The following is a 22,103-nucleotide window of genomic DNA, read 5'->3' on the forward strand; positions in this document are numbered from 1 at the left end:
GTATAAGAGACAGGGTGGAGCCCGGCGGACGCATCAGCGAGCGCACCGAGTCCTCCGTGAGACCCACCGCCAGCGCCGCCGCGCGGGCATCCCGCAGACCCACCACGGCGGAGTTGGGGACGGTGATGGCGTCGCGGCGGCGGGAGATTTCAATGGCCACCTCCGCGTTCATCCCCGGGCGCAGCAGCCCTTCCGGATTGTCCAGGCGCACGAGCACCGGGAAGAGGGTGACGTTCTGCTCCACCAGCGCCTGGGGTTCGATCTTCACGACCTCACCGACGAACGTCTTTCCCGGGTACGCCTCCATCGTCACGCGCGCCTTGAGGCCCGCCTTGAGCTGGCCCACGTCCGTCTCGTCCACCTTGGCGCGCACCTGCATGACGGACAGGTCCGCCATCTTGAACAGCGTGCTGCCACCGGACACGTTGGACGTGGCTGACGCGATGATCTGCCCGGGCTGAATCGTCCGCTCCAGCAGCGTCCCGGCGCTGGGGGCGCGGATGGTGACGTCGCGGCTGCGCTCCTTGGCGAGCTGGAGGTTCGTCTCCGCGCGCACCTTGGTCGCCCGCGCGGTGGCGTAGGCGTCCACCGTCGTCTCGTATTCCTGCTGGGTGACGTAGCCGGACTGACGCAGCGACTCCATGCGCTGGCGCTGGGCCTCCGTCGTGTTCAGTCGCACGCGCGCGGAGTCCAGGTCCGCCTGCGCCTGGGCCAGCGCGTTCTGCACGTCGCGCGGGTCGATCTCCGCGAGCAGCGCGTCCTTCTCCACCTTGTCGCCGGTGTCGAACAGCACGCGGAGCACTTCGCCGGACGCCTTGGACTTCACCTCCACCACTCGCAGCGGCTCCACCAGGCCGGCGGACTCCGCGACGACCTCCATGTCCCGGCGCTCCACCACGGCGACGGCCGCCGAGCGCTCCGGTGTGGCGGACTCCGTGCTCCGCTGGGTGGCGTAGACGCCCGCTCCAATCAGGACCGCCGCGACACCCGTGATGACCATCTTCTTCGCCTTGCTCACGACGTCCTCCAGGTCTCTTCGTGGCCGCGCGAGGCGCGGTCCCGCTCAATTCCGCTTCAGCTCGTCCCGCTCGATGACGCCGTCCTTCAAGAACAGCACCCGCCGCGCGTACGCCGCGATGTCCGACTCGTGCGTGACGAGCATCAACGTCTGCCCCTGGGCGTGCAGCTCGCCGAAGAGGGCCATGATTTCCTCACCCGTCCGGCTGTCGAGCGCGCCCGTGGGCTCGTCCGCCAGCAGCAGCGCGGGCTGCGTCACCAGCGCGCGGGCGATGGCCACGCGTTGACGTTGACCGCCCGACAGTTCGTTGGGCCGGTGGTCCTTGCGTGCGCCCAGGCCCACCTTCTCCAGCATCGCCGCCGCGCGCTCGTGGCGGACCTTCTTGGGCACGCGCGCGTACACCAGCGGCAGCGCCACGTTGTCCAGCGCGGAGGCGCGGGGCAGCAGGTTGAAGCTCTGGAACACGAAGCCCAGCTCGCGGTTGCGGATGCGCGCGAGCGCGTTCTCCGTCATCCCCGCCACGGGTTGGCCGTTGAGCCAGTACTGCCCGCCGCTCGGCACATCCAGGCAGCCGATGAGGTTCATGAAGGTGGACTTGCCGGAGCCCGACGGGCCCATGACGGCCACATATTCGTTGCGGCGGATGGTGAGGTCCACGCCGCGCAGCGCGCGCACCACCTCCGAGCCCATCGTGTAGTCCTTGCTCAAGCCCTCCACGCGGATGACCACGTCCGCGATGTCCCGCGCCGTCGAACTCTCCATGGCGGTGCTCACAGCGGCCTCCCGGCGAGCGCTTCCAGTTCGGCGCGTGCGATGCGGTAGTCGAAGCGAGAGGACACGAGGTTGATCTCCGCCTGGACCAGGTTCTCCTGCGACGTCAGCAGCTCCAGGATGGTCGTCGCGCCCAGACGGTAGCGCTCTTCCTGCACCTTGAGGTCCTCGCGCGCCACCTCCACGGACTGCTCGGACAGGGTGATGCGGTCCGCGGAGAGGCGCAGTTGAGCCAACGCCTGGCTGGCCCCTGACCGCACCGCGCGCCGCGTGTCCGCGAGCTGCGCCTGGGACACAACTTCCTGCGTCCTGGCCCGCTGCACCCGCTCCTCGCGCAGGAAGCCGTCGAAGATGGGGTAGGAGAGGCCCAGGCGCACCGACCAGCTCGTCTTGCCTCCGTTGAAGCTCGCGTCCTGGTTGAACCAGTCGTAGCCGGCGGACAGGCGAACGGACGGCAGGTAGGTCGCCTTCGCCACGCTCACGCCCGCTTCGGAGGCGCGCAGCGTGGAGGCCGCGGCGAGCACCGCGGGGGCGTTGGATTCCAGCTCCGTGATGAGCGCGGCCTCGGTGAGCGTGAACGGCTTGGGGCCCAGGTTCCCGTCGGCCTGGGCCTGCGCCGGACCGTCCGCGCCGATGAGGCGTCCCAGCGACAGGGCCGCCGAGGTGCGCTGGGTCTCCGCCGTGCGCAGCGCCTCCAGGGCCGTGGTGTGGTCCAGCCGCGCCCGCAGCAGGTCGGAGCGCGTCGCCGAGCCCACCGCCAGTCGCCGCTCCGCCGCGTCTTCGTTCTGCCTGGCCCGCTCGATGCGCGAGCGCGCCACTTCTTCCAGGCCCGTCGCCCGGAGGACCTCGTAGAAGGAGCGTTCCACGTCGAGCACCGCGCTGGCGCGCTGTGCGGTGAGCTGTGCCCCGGCCGCACCGGACTGCGCGCGGGTCTGCTTGCGCGTGGCGCTGCGCTGGCCACCGGTGAAGACGTTCCACGACGTGGACAGGCCCGCGCTGTACGTGTCGTTGGAACCGGAGACGACGGTGCCTGTATCGGGCACGATGCGATCACTGCTGGAGAGCGAGCCCGTCGCGTTCGCCGAGAGGGAAGGGAGGTAGGCGCCCACCGCGCTGAGCTCCGCCGACGCCGCGTTGGTGACGGTGCCCTCCGCCTGCACCACCTGCGGATTCGCCTTGAGCGCCCGCGCGATGGCCTCCTCGAGCGTGACAGTCACGCCCTGGGGCTCTTCTGCCTGGGCCGTGAGGCTCTGGACCGGCGCGCTGTCTGGGGCCTGGGGAGTTCCCTGAACCGGCGCGGCTGCGTCCTTCTTCGTCGTTTCCTGGGTGGGCGCGTCGGCCGGAGCCTTCTGTGTCTGGGCGGCGCCGTTCTGCTCCGTGCCGGGAGCCCGGGTGGGCGTCTGCGCCGCGCCCAATCCTGGCGTCGCCACCAGGCCGAGGAGGCCCAGCGTCAGCGCAGTCATCCGGTGGGGCCGTCTCTTGAACCACGCTCTCTTGAGCATCGTCATCGCAGCCATGTCCCGTTGAAGGCCGGTGCGCTTCTGGCGCGTCCGGCGGTTCCGAAGCAGGGTGACTGCATGCGCCTTGCCAGTTTTCAACACATTGAAACCTCAGGGGAAACCCGCGCGAGCGCTGCGAGAAGCGCCGTCCGAGTGCGGATTCCGCATGCGGTCCGCGAGGGCCTCCATCGGTCAGGCCGCGCGGCGTGAGGGCCGCGTGGGGGCGAGGCTTCGTGGGCCCCTGGCGAGACGTGGGCCTCGTGCTTGCACACGGAGGCCGGGACGGGTGGGCGTGACGCGTGTCGCCGCCTGCTCGGACTGCGCTCCAGCGGCCTGTGCGCCGCGCCAACCCTCGGGGAGAACCGCATGGGCTCGACAGCAACCAGGCAATGGGGAGCCCGCGTGGCGCCACGCCGTGCGAGAAGGGAGTGCGGATTCCGCACCGTGCATGCAGAGTTCGCAGCGAGCGGAGGCATCTCATGGAGTGGGATTCACCCCGAGCGGGGTCATCGTCGATGAGCGGCGCGTCCCGTTGGAGGCCGCGTGGTCCGTGGATGCCGTGGGTCGCGGCGGGGCTCATGTGCGCCGTGCTCCTGTCCGCGGTGCTCTTCATCCGCAGGTCCGCGATGGAGTCGTCCTCGCTGGTGGTGCGAGGCATGGCCAACGTCCTGATGCACTCCGGGCTGGAGGCCTTCCGTGAGGGCTCGGGTCCTCCGAGCCAGCAGTCGCTCGATGCCTTCCTCGCGGCGAACCAGGAGGGCGGCCTGCGCTACGTGGCCATCATCGAGGACGGGCGGGTGCTGGAGTCGTCGGGTGAGGGCTCGCTGGGAGAGATTCAGGATGGCCCCCTGCTGCGCATCGAGGCGGGCCGGGGTCGCTTCATCCATCGACTGCGCAAGCCCAAGCCGGAGGCCCCGGTCACGACGAGCGGGGGCGCGCCCACGGTGGACCCGGCGCCGCAGGAGCCGCGCCGCAACCTGCGCATCGGCTACGAGTTCGAGCCTGTCACCGCGCTGGAGTTGACGGACCGCGCGCAGCGTCTGCTGTTCATCGCGGCGGTGTCGTGCGTGGGAATCCTGGGGCTGGCCTTCGCCTTCTCGCGCTCCCTGGCGCAGCGCGAGGCCCTGGCTGCGGAACTGGAGCGAGGCCGTCGGCTGGCGGCACTGGGCACCATGTCGGCGGTGCTGGCGCACGAGCTGCGCAACCCGCTGGCCTCGCTCAAGGGCCACGCTCAGTTGCTCGCGGAGCGCGTGGAGCGGGACGAGGTGCTGCGCCCCAAGGCGGACCGCATCGTGGGTGAGGCGGTGCGGTTGGAGCAGTTGATGAATGACCTGCTGTCCTTCGTGCGCAGCGGAGAGCTGCGGCGCACCGGGACGGACCCCAACGAGGTGTTGCGCGCGGCGGTGGAGGCCACGGGTGAGTCCAGCGTGCAGGCGCACTACCTGCCGAGCCGCGAGCAGTGGGAGCTGGACGCGGGGCGCTTCCAGCAGGCGCTGGAGAACGTGCTGCGCAACGCGGTGCAGGTCAGTCCGGCCGGGCAGCGGGTGGAGGTGGACGTGGCCCAGGAGGGCAAGTCGCTCGTGTTCATCGTGAGGGATTACGGGCCGGGCATTCCGAAGGGAGACGAGGAGCGCATCTTCGAGCCCTTCGTCACCGGGCGGCTGCGGGGCGTGGGTCTGGGCCTGGCCATCACCCGCCGCATCGTGGAGCTGCATGGGGGCTCGGTGAGCGCGAAGACCCATTCCGGAGGTGGCGCGGAGTTCCGGCTCATCGTCCCGGCGAGGGGGACCTGAGCCATGGCGCGCATCCTGGTGGCGGATGACGAGGAGGGCGTGCGCTCGTTCATCGCGGAGGCGCTCGAGGTCGAAGGCCACGTGGTGACGACGGCGGCGGATGGTGAGGAGGCCGCGCGGCTCCTGGCGAAGCAGGGCGTGGATTTGCTGGTGACCGACCTGCGGATGCCGGGGATGGATGGGCTGACGCTGCTGCGCAAGGTGCGCGAGGAGCAGCCGGACGTGGAGGTCGTCATCCTCACCGCGGTGGGCTCGGTGGAGAGCGCGGTGTCGGCGATGAAGGCCGGCGCGTTCGAGTACCTGCTCAAGCCGGTGGGAAGTCCGGCGGAGCTGCGACTGACGGTGGCTCGGGCGCTGGAGCGCCGCGCGCTGTTGAACTTCAAGGCGGAGGCGCGTCAGTCCACCAGCGAGGTGGTGCTGAGCTGGGGCGCGCCGTCGATGGGGCCCGTGGTGGAGGCGCTGCGCAAGGTGTCACCCACGCAGGCCACGGTGTTGCTCGTGGGCGAGAGCGGTACGGGCAAGGAGGTCGCCGCGCGGGCGCTGCACCAGTGGGGAGAGCGCTCGGAGGGGCCCTTCGTCGCGGTGAACTGCGCGGCCCTCACGGAGACGCTGCTGGAGAGCGAGCTGTTCGGCCACGAGAAGGGCGCCTTCACCGGCGCGGTGGCGCAGCGGCGCGGACGTATCGAGCTGGCCCAGGGCGGGACGTTCTTCCTGGACGAAGTGGGCGAGCTGAAGGCGGAGCTGCAGGCCAAGCTGTTGCGCGTGCTCCAGGAGCGGCGCTTCGAGCGCGTGGGGGGTACCCGGACGCTGGAGGCGGACGTGCGCTGGGTGGCGGCGACCAACCGCGACCTCAAGACGATGATGGCCCACGGCGAGTTCCGCGAGGACCTCTACCACCGGCTGGCGGTGTTCCCCATCCGGATGCCGTCGTTGCGCGAGCGTCGCGAGGACCTGCGCCCACTGGCGGAGCTGTTGCTGCGCCGCATTGGCGAGGAGCTGGGACGGCCCGGGTTGAAGCTGTCCCCGGAGGCGTCGGAGCGGCTGGAGTCCTTCTCCTGGCCGGGCAACGTGCGCGAGCTGCGCAATGCCCTGGAGCGCGCTGCCATTCTCGCCGACGGCGCGGTGGTGGAGTCGAGCCACCTGTGGCTGGACCCCACCAGTGCTCCGGCTCCCACGGCCACACCCGCGGCGGGCGTGCGCCTGCCGGACACGACGCTGGAGGAGCTGGAGCGGATGGCGATTGAACAGGCCATCGCGGACGAGGGTGGCAACCGGAAGCGCGCCGCGCAGCGGCTGGGCATCGGGTTGCGCACGCTCTACGACAAGCTGCGGCGCTACGGAATGCAGTGAGGCCAGGGGGCGCGAAGCAGCCGCGCCCCCGGGGCCACGCTCACGGAGGGCCGTAGCCCTGCACGCGGGAGTTGACCTCCACCGCGGTGGCGTAGATCTGCGCCCACGTCCGGTACTTCAGCTTGTCGCCGAAGCCCTTCTGGTCATTGGCGTAGTTGAACAGGTCCTTGCGGAAGAGCGCGTCGGCCGCCTTGCGCGCGCCATCGTCCAGGGGCGTGCCCTTGCGGTCGTAGTAGCGCAGCAGGTCATAGCCGTAGTCGTGCGTCTTCGCGGCCGGGTCGAACTCCTTGTCCGGGCCAATCTTGCCGGGCGCGGACGCGGAGCCGTGCGGGTCCTGCATGCGCTGGCCGTGCTTCGTCTGGATGGCGTAGGGCTTGTAGCCCATCACCTTCTCGAAGTCGGCCGGGGGCGGGCGGGCACCCGTCAGGTACTCGTTCATCAGCTTGCCGTGGTCCCCGGCGGGCGCCGCGCCCACCTTGGCCGTCTTCTCCGTGGCGGTCGTGCCGCGGGCGAAGGTGTCCTGGGTGTTCGGCCGGACCGGCACCGCCGTGTTGGAGCGCTCGGCGGTCGGCGACTCAGCGCTGTTGGAGACCGGACGGCGGGAGGAGACGGGGGGATTGCGCACGAGCATGGAGGACCCGGGGGAAAGCTTCTCTTGGTTTGTCGCACTCTGTAGGGTGGAAGTTGCGTGAATGGGATTAACGCACCGCATTGTGAGAAGGAGAGCTTGTGGGCACGGACCTGTATCGCGACGGACTGGCGCGGCTGGAGGCGGGGGATGGGAACGAGGCGAAGCGGCTGCTGGAGGCCGCGCTGCATGAAGCCCCGGGGGACGCGGGGGTGATGCACGCGCTGTCACGGGCGCTGGACCTGGCGGGGGAGCGCGCGAGGGCCGTGGAGTTGCTGGAGCTGGTCCACGCGAAGGCCCCATCGGAGCCGGGCCCGGCGTGTGACCTGGCGATTGCGCTGTTGGAGAAAGGGGAGGACGCGCGCGCGGCGCAGGTGCTGGGGCCGGTGCTGGAGGCCCACCCCGACCACCCCCGGGCGAACCTGGACCTGGCGCTGGCGCTGGCGAAGACGGAGCCGGACCGGTCAAGGCTTCATGCCCAGCGCGCGGGCCGGAGCTCCAACGCGGACGAGCGCGAGCAGGCGGCGGCGCTGGAGCGGGTGCTGTCCGGACAGGCGCCCTGAGCCACGAGCGTCACATCTCCCGGACGCACGCCTCGATGTTGTTGCCGTCCGGGTCCAGCAGGAAGGCCGCGTAGTACTTGTAGGCGCCGACGCGCGGACCGGGCGCGCCATTGTCCCGGCCGCCCGCGGCCAGTCCGCGCTGATGGAACGCGTCCACCTCCGCGCGGTCCGTGGTGGAGAACGCCATGTGGAGGGGACTACGCCCAGGGCCGTGCTGGTCCGTCCAGGTCTCCGGTCGAAGCGTGCCCACCCATAGGAAGGGGGACTTCGGGTCGGTGCCGAACAGCGCGAAGCCGTCGCCGCGTTCCGTGAGTTTGAGCCCCAGCGGAGCGAGGCACGCCTCGTAGAAGCGCACGCACTTCTCCAGGTCCTTGGTCACGAATCCGAAGTGGTCGAGCTTGAGCATGCGGTCACGATGGGAACGGGCGCGACTTCGTGACAAGTGACCGCCCGGCGGTCCCCGCGCTCGCTCTCCCGCCTGCCTTCGAGCGGGCGGAAAGCGCACGACGGGCGGCCTCCCGAGGGAAGCCGCCCGCCGCGTGAGGTGCCGCGCGAAGCCGGTGCTACGGCGTCGTGTAGTTGATGGTCAGGTTGTACGTCGCCGCCTGGTTGCTGGCGCCGCGCACCATGACGTGGGCCGCTGTCTGCCCGGCGGGCACGGTGAGCGTGCACGTCTCGGCGGCCCCCGACAGGTTGGGGCGGCAGTCATAGGCGCTGGTGGTGGGCTGCGAGCCGAAGCGGACGTACAGGTTGGGGTTGCGCGTGCCCGTCATCACCACGCTGAACGTCGTGCCCGGCACCACGGTGTAGGGGCCGTAGCGCACGTTCGTGTTGCGCGTCACCGAGCCCGACTCCGTCTCCGTGGTGGGCGTGCCGGGTCCGCCATCGCCCGAATACGTGCCCGTCAGCGTCAGTCCGGAGTAGGCCGCGTAGGCGTTGACCATGACGTACCAGGTGCCGGCCTGCGGGTTGTTGATGGTGCACGTCTCCGCGTTGCCGCCGGTGTACGGGCGGCAGTCGTAGGTGCCGGAGTTCGGCGCGGCGCCGAAGCGCACGTACAGGTCCGCGTCACCCGTGCCACCGCTGGTGGTGACGACCAGCGAGGCGCGGCCCGCGGGGACCTCCAGCGTGTAGTACTTCTTGTTGCCGGAGCTGCCGGACAGGCCCGTCACCGGCACGCCGTTGCTCAGCGGCGACGTCACCGGGGGCGGAGGCGGCACACCGACGGCCACCCATGCATCCGTCACGGCCTGGACGGTCGCGGCGTTGTAGCCCAGCTCCTGCGCGGCCTGGACGGTGTACGCCTTGGCCTGCTCGAACGTGGTGCTCGGGGTGAAGAGGTCCGTGTTGGCCTTGTAGAAGATGCGGCCGGCCGCTTCCGGGCCAATCGCGGCGACGGTGTTGGTCGTCTTGCCACGCGGGTGCGTGCCACCCTTGGAGAGCAGGGCGAAGACGAGGTTGCTGATGCCGGAGCTGTAGTGCACGTCCACGCCGGACGAGTAGTCGCCGTAGAAGTCCAGCGAGTCGCCATCCTTGGCCGGGTCGTCCATGTAGCGCAGGGCGTCGTTGGCGGTGCCCGGGGTCCAGATGTCCTCGCCCACCATGAACACGTCCGCGTCCGTGGCCCAGTTGCGCGTCCAGCTCTCGCACACGCCGGAGAAGATGTCGGACATGGACTCGTTGAGGCCGCCGGACTCACCCGAGTAGATGAGGTCCGACTCGGTGTCCGTCACCGCGTGGGTCAGCTCGTGGACGGTGACGTCCAGGTCCTTGCCCAGCTCGATGGAGTTCACGCCGTCGCCGTCGCCGTACACCATCTGGGTGCCGTCCCAGTACGCGTTCACGTAGTTGCTGCCGTAGTGGACGGTGCTGATGAGTGCGGCGCCCGCGTTGTCATACGAGTCGCGGCCGAACAGCGTCTGGTAGCAGTTGTATGTGACGCCGAGCTGGTCGTAGTTCATGTCCACGTGGGCATCGCCCGTGGCCGCCTGTCCCTCGCTGCGGCGGAGGGTGCCCGGCGTGGTGCTGCCATTGTTGGCGCTGTGCACCCGGCGGTTGAGCGCCTCGTGGATCTGCGGATGCGTGGCCACAACGCCGCCGCGCTGCGCGTCGACATAGACCAGGTCATCGGCCTTGAAGCCGTCGCGGGTGCCTACCAGGCGCACCTGCCACGCCAGCCGGAGCTCCTCGGTGCCCTCGGGACGCAGGTACACCAGCGTCGGAGCGCCCTCGGCCTTCGCGCCGTCGACGGACGTTCCGGCGAGCGCGGACGTGCGAGCGGCCTCCGAGGCCACCGTCGCCCGAGCGGAAGGCGCCGAGCCACCGCGCGCCGAGCCGTTGGCCGCGTAGATGAGGCCCTCCGGGTCCGCGTGGAGGACCAGCTCGCTGCCCACCACGGGCAGGCCCTGCTCGAGCTGCCGGAAGCGCAGGTGCTTGCGGCCCTGCGCGTCCACCGTGGCGCGGCGGAACACCAGGTCGTCGTTGCGCAGGCGGAAGGCGGAGGCGATCTCCGCCAGGGCCTCGCGCGCCTCCTCGCCGGAGTCGGAGCGAGCGCGCTGCGCGGACACTCCGCCAGCCTCGGTCAGCCGACCCAGCTCACCGCGAATGAGGAACGGGACACCTTCCTGCTGTCCGACCACCTCTGCTCCAGGCAGTCGCGCCAACGCGGCCTGGACATCCGCGTCCTTGGCCTCCCCGTTGGGTGCTTCTCCTTCTGGCTGCACCGCACCGCAAGCCATGAGACCGGCGCCAACCCACGCCGCGCAGAACGTCCTCCAGACATTGCCTCTCAAGAGCACGACCTTTCTGTAGAAGGGGCTCTTTCATTGCACGTGGCTTATTCGTGTTTCAAGTGATTTTGATATATAAGATGGTTTTCCTGTTTCGGGGTGGTTTTACACGCAGGCCCGCTCAGGTGTGCCCATTCGTGGGCAAGGGTATGTCGCCGCCACCCCTTCACACGTCAACGAGAGACAATCATGTCCACGCTGTCTTTCCCTGTCGCGGGGCTTCGTCCCCTGGCGCTCCTGCTGGCTCTGGGGCTCATCGTCGGTACGACTCCAGCCCTCGCGAGGGGGCGGTACTACAACCACTCCGGCGGTATCGAGACGAGTCACCCCGCGTGGATGAGCTGGGTCCCCAGCTCGACGGGCCTGGGCGCCCTGTCCATGCCTGGGACTCACGACACCATGGCCTATCAATCTTATGGTGGAGATCTGACACAGACCCAGTCGTTGGGATTGCGCCAGCAGCTCGACGCGGGGATCCGCGCGCTGGACATCCGTTGTCGGCACATCGGTGACCGTTTCACCATCCACCACGGCGTCGTCTACCTGCACGTCAACTTCGACGATGTCCTCCAGACGACCATCCAGTTCCTCAATGCGCACCCCACCGAGACGGTGGTGATGCGCGTGAAGCGGGAACACACGGAGGAGAGCAATACGCGTGGTTTCGCGCAGACCTTCGAGTGGTATCGCGACCAGCCCGCCTACAGCCCCTATCTCTGGCGGGGCTCTCATGTGCCCACGCTGGGAGAGGTCCGCGGGAAGATTGTGATTGTGGACGATTTCGCCGGAGGGACTTACGGCATCCCCTGGGGCGCGGTGAATCTCCAGGATGACTGGACGGTGTCCCAGCTCGCGGACATCGACGACAAGTGGAACAAGGTCCGGGCGCACCTGGACAGGACCCAGGGCGGCTCACCGTCCACCCTGTTCATCAACTTCCTGAGTGGTTCTTCCGCCATGGCTTATCCCTTACATGTGGCGGGAGGAATCAACATCCTGGGTATCAATTACCGGGGCGTGAATGACTACGCCATCGACCACCTGGTGGGCGGGTGGGCGCAGCGCGCGGGCATCATGATGATGGATTTCCCGGGGGCGGGATTGATTGACGCCATCCTGGCCCTCAACTTCCGGCTGCTGCCGTCCTCCAGTGGGTTGCCGACGGACTTCAGCGCCATCTTCAGGAATACGGCGTACACGCTCGGTGGCGACGCGGAGGCGCGCTGGTATGGGATGCAGGCGTTTCTCCAGAATGCGGCGCCCGGGCGCAACTGGCATGTGATGGCGCTCAAGAAGGAGTGGGGGGCGTGGATGCACCACGAGGGCGCCTTCTATCAATCCGATTCGATGGATGACTTCACGCACCTCGCCTTTCCAACGCGGACGGTGACCAGCGTGGTGGGGCCGGGGTATCTGGCCAGCTATGTGAACGGGCAGCTCGGGAGCCTGTCTGGAGGCTCGGGAGACAGGTCCTCCCAGCTCCATTCACGGCTGAGCGCGCGCTTCCCGTTCCAGCTCTGGTCCGTGGTGGTGAAGCGCGCTCCGGGAGGGCTCGGCAACTGGGCGTATTCGGATTTCGGGCGCGGCTACAAGACGTCGTCGGGCGACTACACGTATGCGGTCCAGGGCTACTCGGCCTACGACGGGGTGTATCTGCACGAGCACATCCAGCAGGAGGGCAACGTCGTCCGGCTGACGTCGAACGTCGGCTTCCTGGGGGACGTCGGCTTCGATGATTCGCTGAGCTCCGTCACGGTGCTGGGGCCCTATCAGGCGACGCTGTGCGAGCACCCGAACCAGACGGGCCGGTGTTTCACCACGTCCTCGAGTATTCGCGAGGTCAACGCGGTGCCGGGTGGGCCGTGGAATGACCAGATTTCGTCGGCCTCTGTCAGCCGGACGGGACTGCACTGAGGCTTCGGGCGGTGCCCGCGGGGTTGAATGTTCCTCGTCCCGCGGGCCCGTCCTGTCTGCCTCGCGGGGCGAGGTGCTGTCACACGTTGGATGGCGGGGCGCCTCGTTGAACATGCTTTGCCGGGAAGTCGGCAGTGTCGTGCCGGCTCCGCGCGACATTTGAAACAAGCGTGCCTTGCTTGGCCTGGGGGGCGTCATGGCCAGCGATGTGGTGAGTTCGACGAGGGGTATCGGGAGCGAACCCGGAGCGACGCGGTGCTTGAGGAATCGGCGCGGCGCGGTGGAACTCGAGCTGCGCAATCACCTGACGGACCTGCGGCTCATCGGGCTCGGCGTGGTTCGGGTGGATGGGAAGGAAGTTCCGCTCGAGCAGGTCGTGTTGATGTCGGACGAGGGCCCCGTGTGGCGTGGCGAGCGGCTGTCGCGGGAATGCCCGGTTGCCTTCGAGCAGCGAAGGACGCTGTGCCTGCGCGCCGAGATTCCGCCGCTCGGGGAGGGGGAGCACCGGGTGGAGGTGGAGCTGGAGTGTGGACTTCACGGCCCCGTGAGTCTGCATGTGACGGAGGCCATCGAGGAGGGACACCCGGAGCCTGACAGTCGCATCCCGCGCAGTCCGGAGGATGACTACACGGAGGACATCGTCCGCTGCCGGCGGGACTACGCGGAGGCGTGGACGGGGGCTCGGCTGGAGCATGTGGCGAGCCACTCGTTCGACGCCGGCCATGCGAGGAACTCGTGCGAGCACTTCACGGGTGTGGCCCAGGTTCCGCTGGGCATCGCCGGGCCCCTCACCATCCTGGGGGAGAATGCGCATGGCGCGTACCTCATCCCCCTGGCCACGACAGAGGGGGCGATGGTGGCGAGCTACAACCGCGGCATCAAGGTCCTCAACGAAGCCGGAGGGGCTGTCTGCACGGTGCTGGACGACGCCATGCAACGCTCGCCGGTCTTCGTGTTCGAGAGCGCGAAGGCCGGGCGAGAATTCACGACCTGGGTGAGGACGAATCAGGCGGCCATCGCCGAGCAGGCGGAGTCGACGAGCCGTGTGGCGACGCTCCAGGACATCGAGGCCTATCAGGTGAGCCGGATGGTCTTCCTGCGCTTCAACTTCACGACGGGAGATGCGGCGGGACAGAACATGGTGGGCAAGGCCGTGTTCGCCGCGCTCCTGTGGATTCGGGAGCAGTATCCGGCCATCCGCGCCAGCTTCCTGGATGGCAACATCTCCACGGACAAGAAATCGTCCCAGCTCAACATCCTGCGGACCCGAGGCAAGCGCGTGGTGGCGGAGGTGGTCATCGGCAAGGAGTTGCTCCTGTCACGGATGCGCACACACGTGCGCCAGTTGGTGCAGGTGCAGCGCATCACCACGGAAGGGTCGAATCTGGCGGGCTCACACAACAACGGCTCTCAGTCCGCCAATGCACTCGCGGCGCTGTTCATCGCGACGGGCCAGGACGTGGGGGCCCTGGCGGAGTCCGCCGCCGGGCGCCTGTACATGGAGGAGACTTCGGACGGGGACCTCTATGCGTCCATCACCTTGCCCGCGCTCGTGCTGGCCACGCACGGTGGAGGCACGGGCCTGCCGACGCAGCGGGAGTGCCTGGAGATGATGGACTGCTACGGACGCGGCAAGGTGCGCCGGCTGGCGGAGATTGTCGCGGGAGTCGTCCTCGCGGGAGAGCTGTCGCTCGCGTGTGCCCTGTCATCCACGCTGGGCTCGGAGGAGTGGGTTGCCAGCCACGAGCACCTGGGGCGCAATCGCTAGCGAGCCAGGTCAGAAGCTCATCGCTTCGAGTGCTGCCACCATCTTCCCGACGTCGTACCCGTAGAAGCCCGCCGAGTTGAGGGTGTTGATCTCCCCGACGTAGGGCTTCTGCTCGTGGACGAAGACGTCCAGCGCATAGGCCCGGTCCGGTCCCCAACGGTCCGCCATGCGCTGAGCGAAGGTCCATACGTCCGGCTCGACTTCCGGCGAGGAGAAGACCCGGTCCCCCAGCTTGTAGCGCGTGCCCGTGACGACGCGGCCGTCCACGACGACCATGCGGTACTCGCTCTGGATGTGCCGGAGCGCGCTGACGACCACCCACGTGTCCGAGGTGACCTGGGTGTTCTCGGGCTCCGCCAGGGCGCTCTCGCGCCAGTGCTCGAAGTCCTCCCATGAGGTCACCATGCCGGAGAACGACTTGTCGTCCAGGCACGGTCGGATGAAGAACGGCTTCGCCCGCACGGGCACCTCGGCGAATCGGCACACGTGCGCGTCGGCATTCAACAGGTGCTCGCCCAGGTGCTCGCGCCACACGCGAAAGTCGAACCGCTCGTTGAGGAACGCGCCCGGCGACCATCCCCGGGCCTTCGCGTAGCGCGCCAGGCTGAGCGACCCCATGACGACGACGGGCCCCGTCACGTCAACGGTGGGCTCCACGCCCCCATCGAAGGGAATCACCTTCACCAGGGTGTGGGGAATGCCTCCGCGCTCCAGAGCCTGCACCAGGTCGTGGAAGCCGCGCTCGTTGAACAGGTTGCTCTGGACGACCCAGTGCATGTGGCTCCCTCCGTGCGAAGCAGTGGGCCGGGGACGCTCGGCCCGGGGTGGGGCTGACGACCTGTGCCTTGGTGGAAAAGGGAAGGGCCCGGAGCGCCTGGGTCTCCCCAGTCCGTCCGGGCCCTCCGGGTGACCTGCATCCTTCGCTCAGGCGCGCAGGGCCACCACGGTGACGCCGTCACCACCCTCGTGGGCCTCACCCGGCCGGTACATCCGGATGTAGGGCGAGTTCGACAGGTAGTCGCGCAGCGCCTGCTTCAGCGCCCCCGTGCCGTGGCCGTGGACGATGAGCGCGGCTTCCTCGCCGCTGCGCATGCCCCGGTCCAGGAAGGACTCCACTTCCGCGAGCGCGTCATCCGCGCGCATACCGCGCACGTCGCACCGGAAGTTCGTTGCCTCCACTTGCGCCGCCGCCGCCGAGGCCGCCCGCTTCAGCGACGCCTCCTGCTTCTGCCGCTCCGGGAACTTCGCCTGCTGCGGCTTGCGCGTGCGAGAGCCCGACAGCTCCGACGTGGGCACCCGCATCTTCATCGCCCCACCGGCGGACACCACCGCGTGGCCCTCCGCCAGCTCCAGGATCTCCACATCCCGGCCCAGTCCGGAGTGGTGCACCCAGGCGCCCACCTTGAGATTCACCGGCCCCGGAGCCTCCACCTGGAACAGCTCCGCTTTCGCCGCCAGGGCGCGCTTCTGGGCATCCTCCGCCCGCTGCTGGAGCTGCATCCGCGCTTCCGACAGCGCCTTCTCGTTCTGCTCGGAGCGCAGCTTCGCCAGCAGCTCTCTCACTTCCGAGGCCGCGTGCTCGCTGGCCGCATGCACGTCCTCGTTGAACTGCATCATCTTCGCGCGGCGCTCCCGCTCGAAGGTCTGCTTCTGCTTCTCCAACTCGGTGCGCAGCGCCTCGGCTTCCTTCGCCGCGACGCGCGCCCGCTCCAGCTCCTCGGACAGCTTGCGCCGCTCGTCCTCGGCCGCCGCCAGTGCCTGGGAGAGGGGACCGCCCGCGTTCAGCGTCAGAGAACGCGCGCGCTCGCATACCCGCTGGGGCAGGCCCACCCGGACCGCCATGTCGATGGCGGAGGACTGGCCCGCCGCGCCCATCTGGAGCCGATACGTTGGCGCCATCCGCTTCGAGTCGAAGCCCACCCGTGCATTCAAGAAGCGCGGGTCCATGTGCGCCAGCGCCTTGAGCTCCTCCAGGTGCGTGGTGACGAGCGCCACTGCGCCCTTGGCCAGCATCTCCTCGAGCACCGCGATGGCGATGGCCGCGCCCTCGCGCGGGTCCGTATCCGCGGCGATTTCGTCGATCATCACCAGCGAGCCCTCGCCCACCTCCGCGATGATGTCGCGCAGCATCACCACGTGCGCGCTGAACGTGGACAGGCCCTGCGTCAGGTCCTGTGAGTCGCCCACCGTGGAGTGCACGGAGCGATACAGGGGCATCCGCGAGCCTTCCGCCACCGGAATGGGCAGGCCCGCGCGCAGCATCAGCGCGCACAGCCCCACGCCAGTCAGCGTCACCGTCTTGCCGCCAGCGTTGGGGCCGGACACGACGAGCGCCTTCGCGCCACCATTGAGCGTCACGTCGTTGGCGATGACCTCCGTGCCCTTGAGCACCAGGCGCGGGTGGCGCAGCAACTGCAACTGAAGGTCCGATACTCCGACGAACTCCGGCGTGCTCGCGTCCAGGTCCGCGGAGAGGATGGCCACCGCCTCCGCCTCGTCCAGCTCCGCGACCGCGTCCAGACCTTCCAGGATGCGGTCCGACTCCCGGCCGAGCTGCTGGCTCAGCTCCTGGAGCACCCGCCGCTCCTCTTCCAGCACCACCGACTGGGCAATGGCCAGGTCGTTGCCCAGGCCCACCATCGCCTGCGGCTCCATGAAGAGCGTCTGGCCCGTCTGGCTCGCGTTGTGGACGATGCCGTCCACTTCCGAGCGGTAGTTCGACACCACCGGCACCACGTACCGGCCGTTGCGCAGGGTGTAGTAGTTCTCGCGCAGCTTGGAGAGGAAGCCCTCGTCGTGGAGCATCTCGTCCAGCCGCGTCTTGATGCGCCGGTGGAGGCCCCGGGCCCTGTCCCTGGCCTCGCGCAGCTCCGGGCTGGCGCGGTCGGAAATCTCACCGTCCGGCTCGAAGCACTGGTCGATGCGCCGGGCCAGTGACTCCAGCATGGGCAGCCGGCGCGCCAGCTCCATCAGCCGGGGCACCCGCTCCTTGCGTTCTTCTACCGCCTCACGGGTGCGGACGAAGGCGAACAGGAGCTGCGCCGAGTCGATGAGCTGACGGGGCTCCAGGATGCCGCCCTTGGCCGCATGGCCCACGGGGATTCGCAGGTCCACCACGCCGCCAAGCGGCAGGGAGAACTGTTCCCGGGACAGGGAGCGCGCCTCGCCCACCAGGGCCAGCGCCTCCGAGACCTGCTCGGCCGAGTCGAGGAACGGCCGGGCGAGCACTCGCTCCCTGCCTGGCTCCGTCCGACACCGCTGCGTCAGCGCGCGAAGTACTTCCGCGAATCCGAGGTCTTCCAGCGTCTTTTGGGATATCTGCACGGTCATGGGTTTCATGCGCAGCCGTCCGGCCGTCAAGAGGATCTATTGAGGAGCCCCGCTCGGCTCTGCTATCTGCCGCGCATGCACTGGGTCTTCCTGGTGGCTTGCCTGGCGGGCGCCTCTGACGCCGCGGAGCCATCCACCCTGACGGTGGCGCAGTCCCGACCCGTGGCCCCGGCTTCACCACCCATGTCCTTGACGGACGCGCTCGCGCTGGAGTCGGGCGGGGATGACACCGGCGCACTCCAGGCCGTGGAGGCCCTGGTCCTCTCCAAACCCCAGTGGGAGCTGCCCCGCCTGGAGGCCGCGCGACTGTTGCTGAAGGTGGGCGGCTCGCTGGAGCAGGCCGAGGCCCACCTGGAAGTCGCCACGCGCATCGCTCCCACCAACCCCCGGGGTTGGTACCTGCGGGGGCTGCTCTGGGAGGAGCGGGGCAACTCCCTCCAGGCCACCCGGGCCTATGAGACGGCCGTGCAGCACCGGGCGTCGTACGAGGAGGCTCGCTTCCGGCTCGGGGGCCTGTGGGTCTCCCTGGGGGACCTGCTCAAGGCGGAGCTCCACTACCGCTACCTGGCCCGTTCGAAGCCGGAGTGGGTGCAGGTGCGCCTCCAACTGGCGGACGTGCTGGAGAAGCAGGAGCGGCTTCTGGATGCCGAGACGGAGCTGCTGGCGGCGCGGAGCGTCCAGCCGGACAGCCCGCTGGTGCTCCGCAAGCTGGCCGACTTCTACGAGCGGACGGAGCGGCCCCAGCTCGCGGCGAAGGTGCGCAAGTCCATGGAGCCGCAAGAGAAGAAGCGCATGCGAGCGCTCAAGCCGTCGCGTCGCTGACGAATGACGTCGCGGTGCGTCGCGGCGATTGCGCCCCGGATCGTGGCGCATAGACTGCGCGCGCTTTGAAGACCGCCAACCTCGCCATTGTCTTCACCGACATCAAGGGCTTCACCGAGCGGACCAGTCGGCAGTCGCTGGAGCAGAACCAGCGCCTGCTGCGGGTCCACGGTGCCCTGCTGTCGCCGCTCATCAAGGCGTTTGACGGCCGCATCATCAAGTCCATCGGTGATGCGCTCCTGCTGACGTTCGAGTCACCCACCCAGGCGGTGCTCAGTGGCGTCGCCATCCAAGACCGGCTGTGGCACCACAACCGGGGGGTGCCCGAGTCGGAGCAGCTCCATGTCCGCTTCGCCATCAACGTGGGCGAGGTGCGGCTGGACGGCAACGACGTCTTCGGGGAGCCGGTGAACATCGCCGCGCGCGTGGAGGGGCTGGCCGAGGCGGGCGAGGTGTACTTCACCGAGGCCGTCTACCTGGCGATGAACAAGGCGGAGATTCCCTCGCGGGAGGTGGGCGCCTTCGAGCTCAAGGGCATCCCTGGGAAGATTCGAGTCTTCCAGGTGCCGCGCGCGCCGTACCGCGTGGAGGCGCCCTCCGCGGGCGCCATCGCCGAGGCGCCGGGCACGGAGTCGATGCCGCCCTACGGAAACCTGGGCCTGTCGCGTGTGCCGGAGTCGTCGCTGGAGGGCGGCGCGGTGGATGTGGCGCTGCTGGGACAGCGGGCGGCGGAGCTGGGACAGCGGGCCGCGGCGGGCGCGGTGGTGCTGGGGCGTCAGGCGTCACATGCCGGCAGGTCGCTCTTCGCGCGGATGCGGGACGGGGTGCCTCCGGGCGGAGCGGGAGCGGTGCTGCGGGTGCTGGGCGCGCACCGTCGCACGCTGCTGATCGCCGGAGCGCTGGCGGTGGTGTTGGGGGTGGGCGTGGTGGCCTTCAGCGGCAGCCCGGCGACGCGGGCCATCTCCGAGGTGGAGCGCGCGCCCAAGAGCGAGCGTGAGGCGTTGGCGAAGGAAGCGCGGAAGATCATCGGCGAGGAGAAGGACCAGGGCCGTCGCCTCTACCTCCAGGGCCAGCTGGACGAAGCGATGGAGAACCCCCGACGCTCGCTGGACGACTACGCGCGCGCCGTGAGGGTTGGCAATGGTGACGCCGAGAAACGCGTCATCCAGATGCTGTCGCATCCCATGTGCAGCGTGCGCGCGGCGGCGGCGGACGCGGTGCGCTCTCTCAAGCTGCAGAGCGCGCTGGGCGAGCTGGAGGACCTGGCGGAGGATGGAGGGCCGGACGACGGCTCGGGCGGCTTCCTCGGCGTGGGGAAGTGCGACTCGAAGGTGGCCGCGCAGAACGCGCTCAAGAGCTTCAAGGACTGAGGACCGGCCCGCGAGGCCCGTTGCGAGGAAGGAAGCGCCGTGACGAAGGTGAAGACGGGACTGGACGTGTGGGTGGAGCAGGGCTTCTCCGCGCTGAAGGGCAAGCGCGTGGGGGCCATCGTCAACCCCACCAGTGTGGACTCGCGCTTCCGCCACCTGGCGGACCTGCTGGCCCAGGCGCCGGGCGTGACGCTGGGCGCGCTGTTCGGCCCGGAGCACGGCGTGCGCGGCGAGGCGCAGTACATGGTGGCCGTGGGCGAGGAGAAGGACCGCCGTACCGGCGTACCCGTCCACAGCCTCTATGGCTCCACGTTCGAGTCGCTGTCCCCGCGTGTCGAGTGGCTCAAGGGCCTGGACGCGCTCGTCTTCGACATCCAGGACGTGGGCAGCCGCTACTACACCTACGTCTACACCATGGCGCTGGCCATGAAGGTGGCCGCGAAGGCGGGTGTGCCCTTCTATGTGCTGGACCGGCCCAATCCCCTCAATGGCCAGGCGATGGAAGGCAACCTGGTGGGGGAGGGGTTTCGTTCCTTCGTGGGCCTGTACGCGCTGCCCAACCGCCACGGGATGACGGCGGGGGAGCTGGCCCGGCTGTTCAACGCGCAGGAGGGCTTCGGTTGCGCGCTGACGGTGGTGCCCTGCGAGGGCTGGCGCCGCGAGCACTTCTGGTCAGACACGAACCTGCCGTTCATCTCCCCGTCGCCCAACATGCCCACGCCGGACACGGCGCTGGTGTATCCGGGCATGTGCCTGGGGGAGGGGACCAACGTGTCCGAGGGGCGCGGGACGTGCCGCCCCTTCGAGCAGTTCGGCGCGCCCTGGGTGGACACGGACGCGCTGCTGGCGCGACTGGCGAAGGAGGACCTTCCGGGCGTGGCCTTCCGCGCCGTGGGCTTCACCCCGACGTTCGACAAGTACCGGGGCGAGTCCTGCAACGGGGCCTTCATCCATGTCACGGACCGGCGGACCTTCCAGTCGCTGCGCACCGGGGTCGCCATCTTCCAGGCCCTGCACGACATTGGCCCGGGGAAGTTCGACTGGCGGGCGGACGCGTACGAGTTCGTCGAGGACGTGCCGGCGTTCGACCTGCTGTGCGGGACGGACCAGGTGCGCCGGGGAATCGAGGCTGGGTGGAGCCTGGAGCGGCTGATGGAGGGATTCTCCACCCAGACCGAGCGCTTCGCCGGACAAAGGGAGCCCTACCTGCTGTACGCTTGAGCGTGGGACTTTCCACGTGATTGGTGTCTTCTCCGACAGCCACGGCGACCTGCAAGCCTTCGACGCGGCCTATGAGCTGCTGCGCTCCCTGGGCGCGCGCCGTTTCCTCTTCACGGGCGCGCGCTACACGGACCTGGACGAGTGGCTGCTCTGGCGGCGGCAGAAGAGCCGGGGCGGCCGGGAGTACTCGGACTCGGACTTCCTGGCGGACGTGAGCCAGTGGCTCGGCAGCCAGGACTCGTTGCCTCGGACGCCCGCGCGCGGTGCGGCACCCGCGGATGTGGCCTCCGAGGAGAACCGGCGACTGGTCATGGAGCGCTTCGTGCGCGTTCCAGAGCGCGAATCGCTCCAGTATCGAGACCCCACCATCAACAACAAGGCGATGGACCTGCTGGGCGATACGCTGTGCTGCGTGGTGCACGACAAGAACGACCTGACGCGCGAGGACCTGCTGAACGCGATGGTCTTCATCCACGGCAAGGACCCGGAGCCGAAAGTCGTCCAGATTGGCCCGCGCTACTTCCTGACGCCGGGACGCCTGGTGGGCGCCGCGGAGCAGACGTGCGCGCTGCTGGAGAAGGCGGACCGCGACTTGCGCTTCTCCGCGTACCGGCTGGACGGGCACGTGGTGTTTGAGCCGCGGGTGCTGGCCCTGGACAAGAAGTCCCCGAAGCTGACCTTGAAGTGACGTGAGGCCCTGACGTGCAGGTCGCGCTCCTTGGAGGCTCGTTCAACCCGCCGCACGTGGGGCATCTGATGGCGGCCTCGTACGTGCACGCGACGCAGGGCGTGGACGAGGTGTGGTTGATGCCGTCCGCGCAACACCCGTTCGGCAAGCAGATGGAGGCGTTCGAGCACCGCGTCGCCATGTGTGACGCCATGTGCCGCGAGACGTCGGGCTGGCTGAAGACGACGCGCATCGAGAGCGAGCCTGGGTTGACGGGCCGCACGGTGGACACGCTCGCGTTGCTGGTGGAGCGCCACCCGAGCGTGCGCTGGTCCCTCATCATCGGCAGCGACATCCTGCGGGATTTGCCTCACTGGAAGGACTTCCACCGCATCCAGGAGATGTCGCGGGTCCTCGTGCTGTACCGCGCGGGCTACCCGGCGCCGGACACGGTGGGACCGCCCCTGGCCGAGGTGTCCTCCACCGTGATTCGCGAGCTGCTGGCGCGGGGCACGGAGCCCTCGGACCTGGTGCCGTCCGGGGTGCTGGCGCATGCCCGCGCCGCCGGGCTGTATGGACTGAGGCGCGGGAAGTAGCAGG

Annotated in this window: 18 protein-coding genes; 10 read left to right on the forward strand and 8 right to left on the reverse strand. The window is 69.1% G+C overall.

From position 1 onward, the window contains the following. From FJV41_RS28130 to FJV41_RS28140, 3 genes are all read right to left on the reverse strand, one after another. A partial coding sequence (locus FJV41_RS28130) for an efflux RND transporter periplasmic adaptor subunit (RefSeq protein WP_141645654.1) occupies positions 1-1,018 on the reverse strand: 1,018 nt, incomplete at its 3' end. A gap of 45 nt (positions 1,019-1,063) precedes the next feature. After that, positions 1,064-1,780 carry an ABC transporter ATP-binding protein gene (locus FJV41_RS28135; RefSeq protein ID WP_141645674.1) on the reverse strand — a complete coding sequence of 239 codons (717 nt, stop codon included), beginning with the start codon at positions 1,778-1,780 and terminating at the stop codon, positions 1,064-1,066. Between the two features lie 8 nt (positions 1,781-1,788). After that, the gene (locus FJV41_RS28140; protein ID WP_141645655.1) at positions 1,789-3,252 is read right to left on the reverse strand and encodes a TolC family protein; all 1,464 of its coding nucleotides are present in this window, start codon (positions 3,250-3,252) and stop codon (positions 1,789-1,791) included. 614 nt (positions 3,253-3,866) lie between these two features. Here FJV41_RS28140 and FJV41_RS28145 point away from each other — a divergent pair. Beyond that, the gene (locus FJV41_RS28145) at positions 3,867-5,081 is read left to right on the forward strand and encodes a sensor histidine kinase (protein ID WP_246137460.1); all 1,215 of its coding nucleotides are present in this window, start codon (positions 3,867-3,869) and stop codon (positions 5,079-5,081) included. 3 nt (positions 5,082-5,084) lie between these two features. After that, on the forward strand, positions 5,085-6,431 hold the full coding sequence (locus FJV41_RS28150; RefSeq protein ID WP_141645657.1) for a sigma-54-dependent transcriptional regulator: 1,347 nt from the start codon (positions 5,085-5,087) through the stop codon (positions 6,429-6,431). 40 nt (positions 6,432-6,471) lie between these two features. On the opposite strand, the gene FJV41_RS28155 is transcribed toward FJV41_RS28150, so the two are convergent. After that, complete coding sequence (locus FJV41_RS28155; protein ID WP_141645658.1) at positions 6,472-7,062, reverse strand: hypothetical protein; 591 nt, start codon at positions 7,060-7,062, stop codon at positions 6,472-6,474. A gap of 98 nt (positions 7,063-7,160) precedes the next feature. Here FJV41_RS28155 and FJV41_RS28160 point away from each other — a divergent pair, with 98 nt between their 5' ends. Continuing rightward, on the forward strand, positions 7,161-7,622 hold the full coding sequence (locus FJV41_RS28160) for a tetratricopeptide repeat protein (RefSeq protein ID WP_141645659.1): 462 nt from the start codon (positions 7,161-7,163) through the stop codon (positions 7,620-7,622). Positions 7,623-7,632: 10 nt separating this feature from the next. On the opposite strand, the gene FJV41_RS28165 is transcribed toward FJV41_RS28160, so the two are convergent. Together FJV41_RS28165 and FJV41_RS28170 are read right to left on the reverse strand one after the other, a co-directional pair. Beyond that, positions 7,633-8,028, reverse strand: a complete 396-nt coding sequence (locus FJV41_RS28165) for a VOC family protein (protein WP_141645660.1) — start codon at positions 8,026-8,028, stop codon at positions 7,633-7,635. A 157-nt stretch (positions 8,029-8,185) separates the two neighbouring features. After that, positions 8,186-10,360, reverse strand: coding sequence for a M4 family metallopeptidase (locus tag FJV41_RS28170; protein WP_141645661.1), 2,175 nt, complete (start codon positions 10,358-10,360; stop codon positions 8,186-8,188). Positions 10,361-10,600: 240 nt separating this feature from the next. Here FJV41_RS28170 and FJV41_RS28175 point away from each other — a divergent pair, with 240 nt between their 5' ends. Next, positions 10,601-12,325, forward strand: a complete 1,725-nt coding sequence (locus FJV41_RS28175; RefSeq protein ID WP_141645662.1) for a phosphatidylinositol-specific phospholipase C — start codon at positions 10,601-10,603, stop codon at positions 12,323-12,325. 259 nt (positions 12,326-12,584) lie between these two features. After that, positions 12,585-14,093 (forward strand): hydroxymethylglutaryl-CoA reductase, encoded by a 1,509-nt coding sequence (locus FJV41_RS28180; RefSeq protein WP_246137461.1) that lies wholly within the window; start codon positions 12,585-12,587, stop codon positions 14,091-14,093. Between the two features lie 9 nt (positions 14,094-14,102). On the opposite strand, the gene FJV41_RS28185 is transcribed toward FJV41_RS28180, so the two are convergent. Together FJV41_RS28185 and FJV41_RS28190 are read right to left on the reverse strand one after the other, a co-directional pair. After that, entirely contained in the window at positions 14,103-14,870 is a 768-nt protein-coding gene (locus FJV41_RS28185) for an ATP-grasp domain-containing protein (protein ID WP_141645664.1), read from the reverse strand. Positions 14,871-15,017: 147 nt separating this feature from the next. Beyond that, positions 15,018-17,423 (reverse strand): endonuclease MutS2, encoded by a 2,406-nt coding sequence (locus FJV41_RS28190; protein WP_141645675.1) that lies wholly within the window; start codon positions 17,421-17,423, stop codon positions 15,018-15,020. Between the two features lie 75 nt (positions 17,424-17,498). Between FJV41_RS28190 and FJV41_RS28195 the strand changes: the two genes are divergently transcribed. From FJV41_RS28195 to nadD, 5 genes are all read left to right on the forward strand, one after another. Then, positions 17,499-18,245: a tetratricopeptide repeat protein gene (locus tag FJV41_RS28195; protein ID WP_141645665.1), complete on the forward strand. Its 747-nt coding sequence runs from the start codon at positions 17,499-17,501 to the stop codon at positions 18,243-18,245. A 65-nt stretch (positions 18,246-18,310) separates the two neighbouring features. After that, positions 18,311-19,615, forward strand: coding sequence for an adenylate/guanylate cyclase domain-containing protein (locus FJV41_RS28200; protein WP_141645666.1), 1,305 nt, complete (start codon positions 18,311-18,313; stop codon positions 19,613-19,615). A gap of 39 nt (positions 19,616-19,654) precedes the next feature. Next, positions 19,655-20,836 (forward strand): exo-beta-N-acetylmuramidase NamZ family protein, encoded by a 1,182-nt coding sequence (locus FJV41_RS28205; protein WP_141645667.1) that lies wholly within the window; start codon positions 19,655-19,657, stop codon positions 20,834-20,836. 16 nt (positions 20,837-20,852) lie between these two features. Further along, positions 20,853-21,524, forward strand: a complete 672-nt coding sequence (locus tag FJV41_RS28210; RefSeq protein WP_141645668.1) for a hypothetical protein — start codon at positions 20,853-20,855, stop codon at positions 21,522-21,524. A 14-nt stretch (positions 21,525-21,538) separates the two neighbouring features. Further along, a complete protein-coding gene (gene nadD / locus FJV41_RS28215) occupies positions 21,539-22,099 on the forward strand; it encodes a nicotinate (nicotinamide) nucleotide adenylyltransferase (protein ID WP_141645669.1) in 561 nt (186 codons plus the stop codon). The last annotated feature ends 4 nt before the right edge of the window (positions 22,100-22,103 follow it).

This window comes from Myxococcus llanfairpwllgwyngyllgogerychwyrndrobwllllantysiliogogogochensis (genome assembly GCF_006636215.1).
Classification (GTDB): domain Bacteria; phylum Myxococcota; class Myxococcia; order Myxococcales; family Myxococcaceae; genus Myxococcus; species Myxococcus llanfairpwllgwyngyllgogerychwyrndrobwllllantysiliogogogochensis.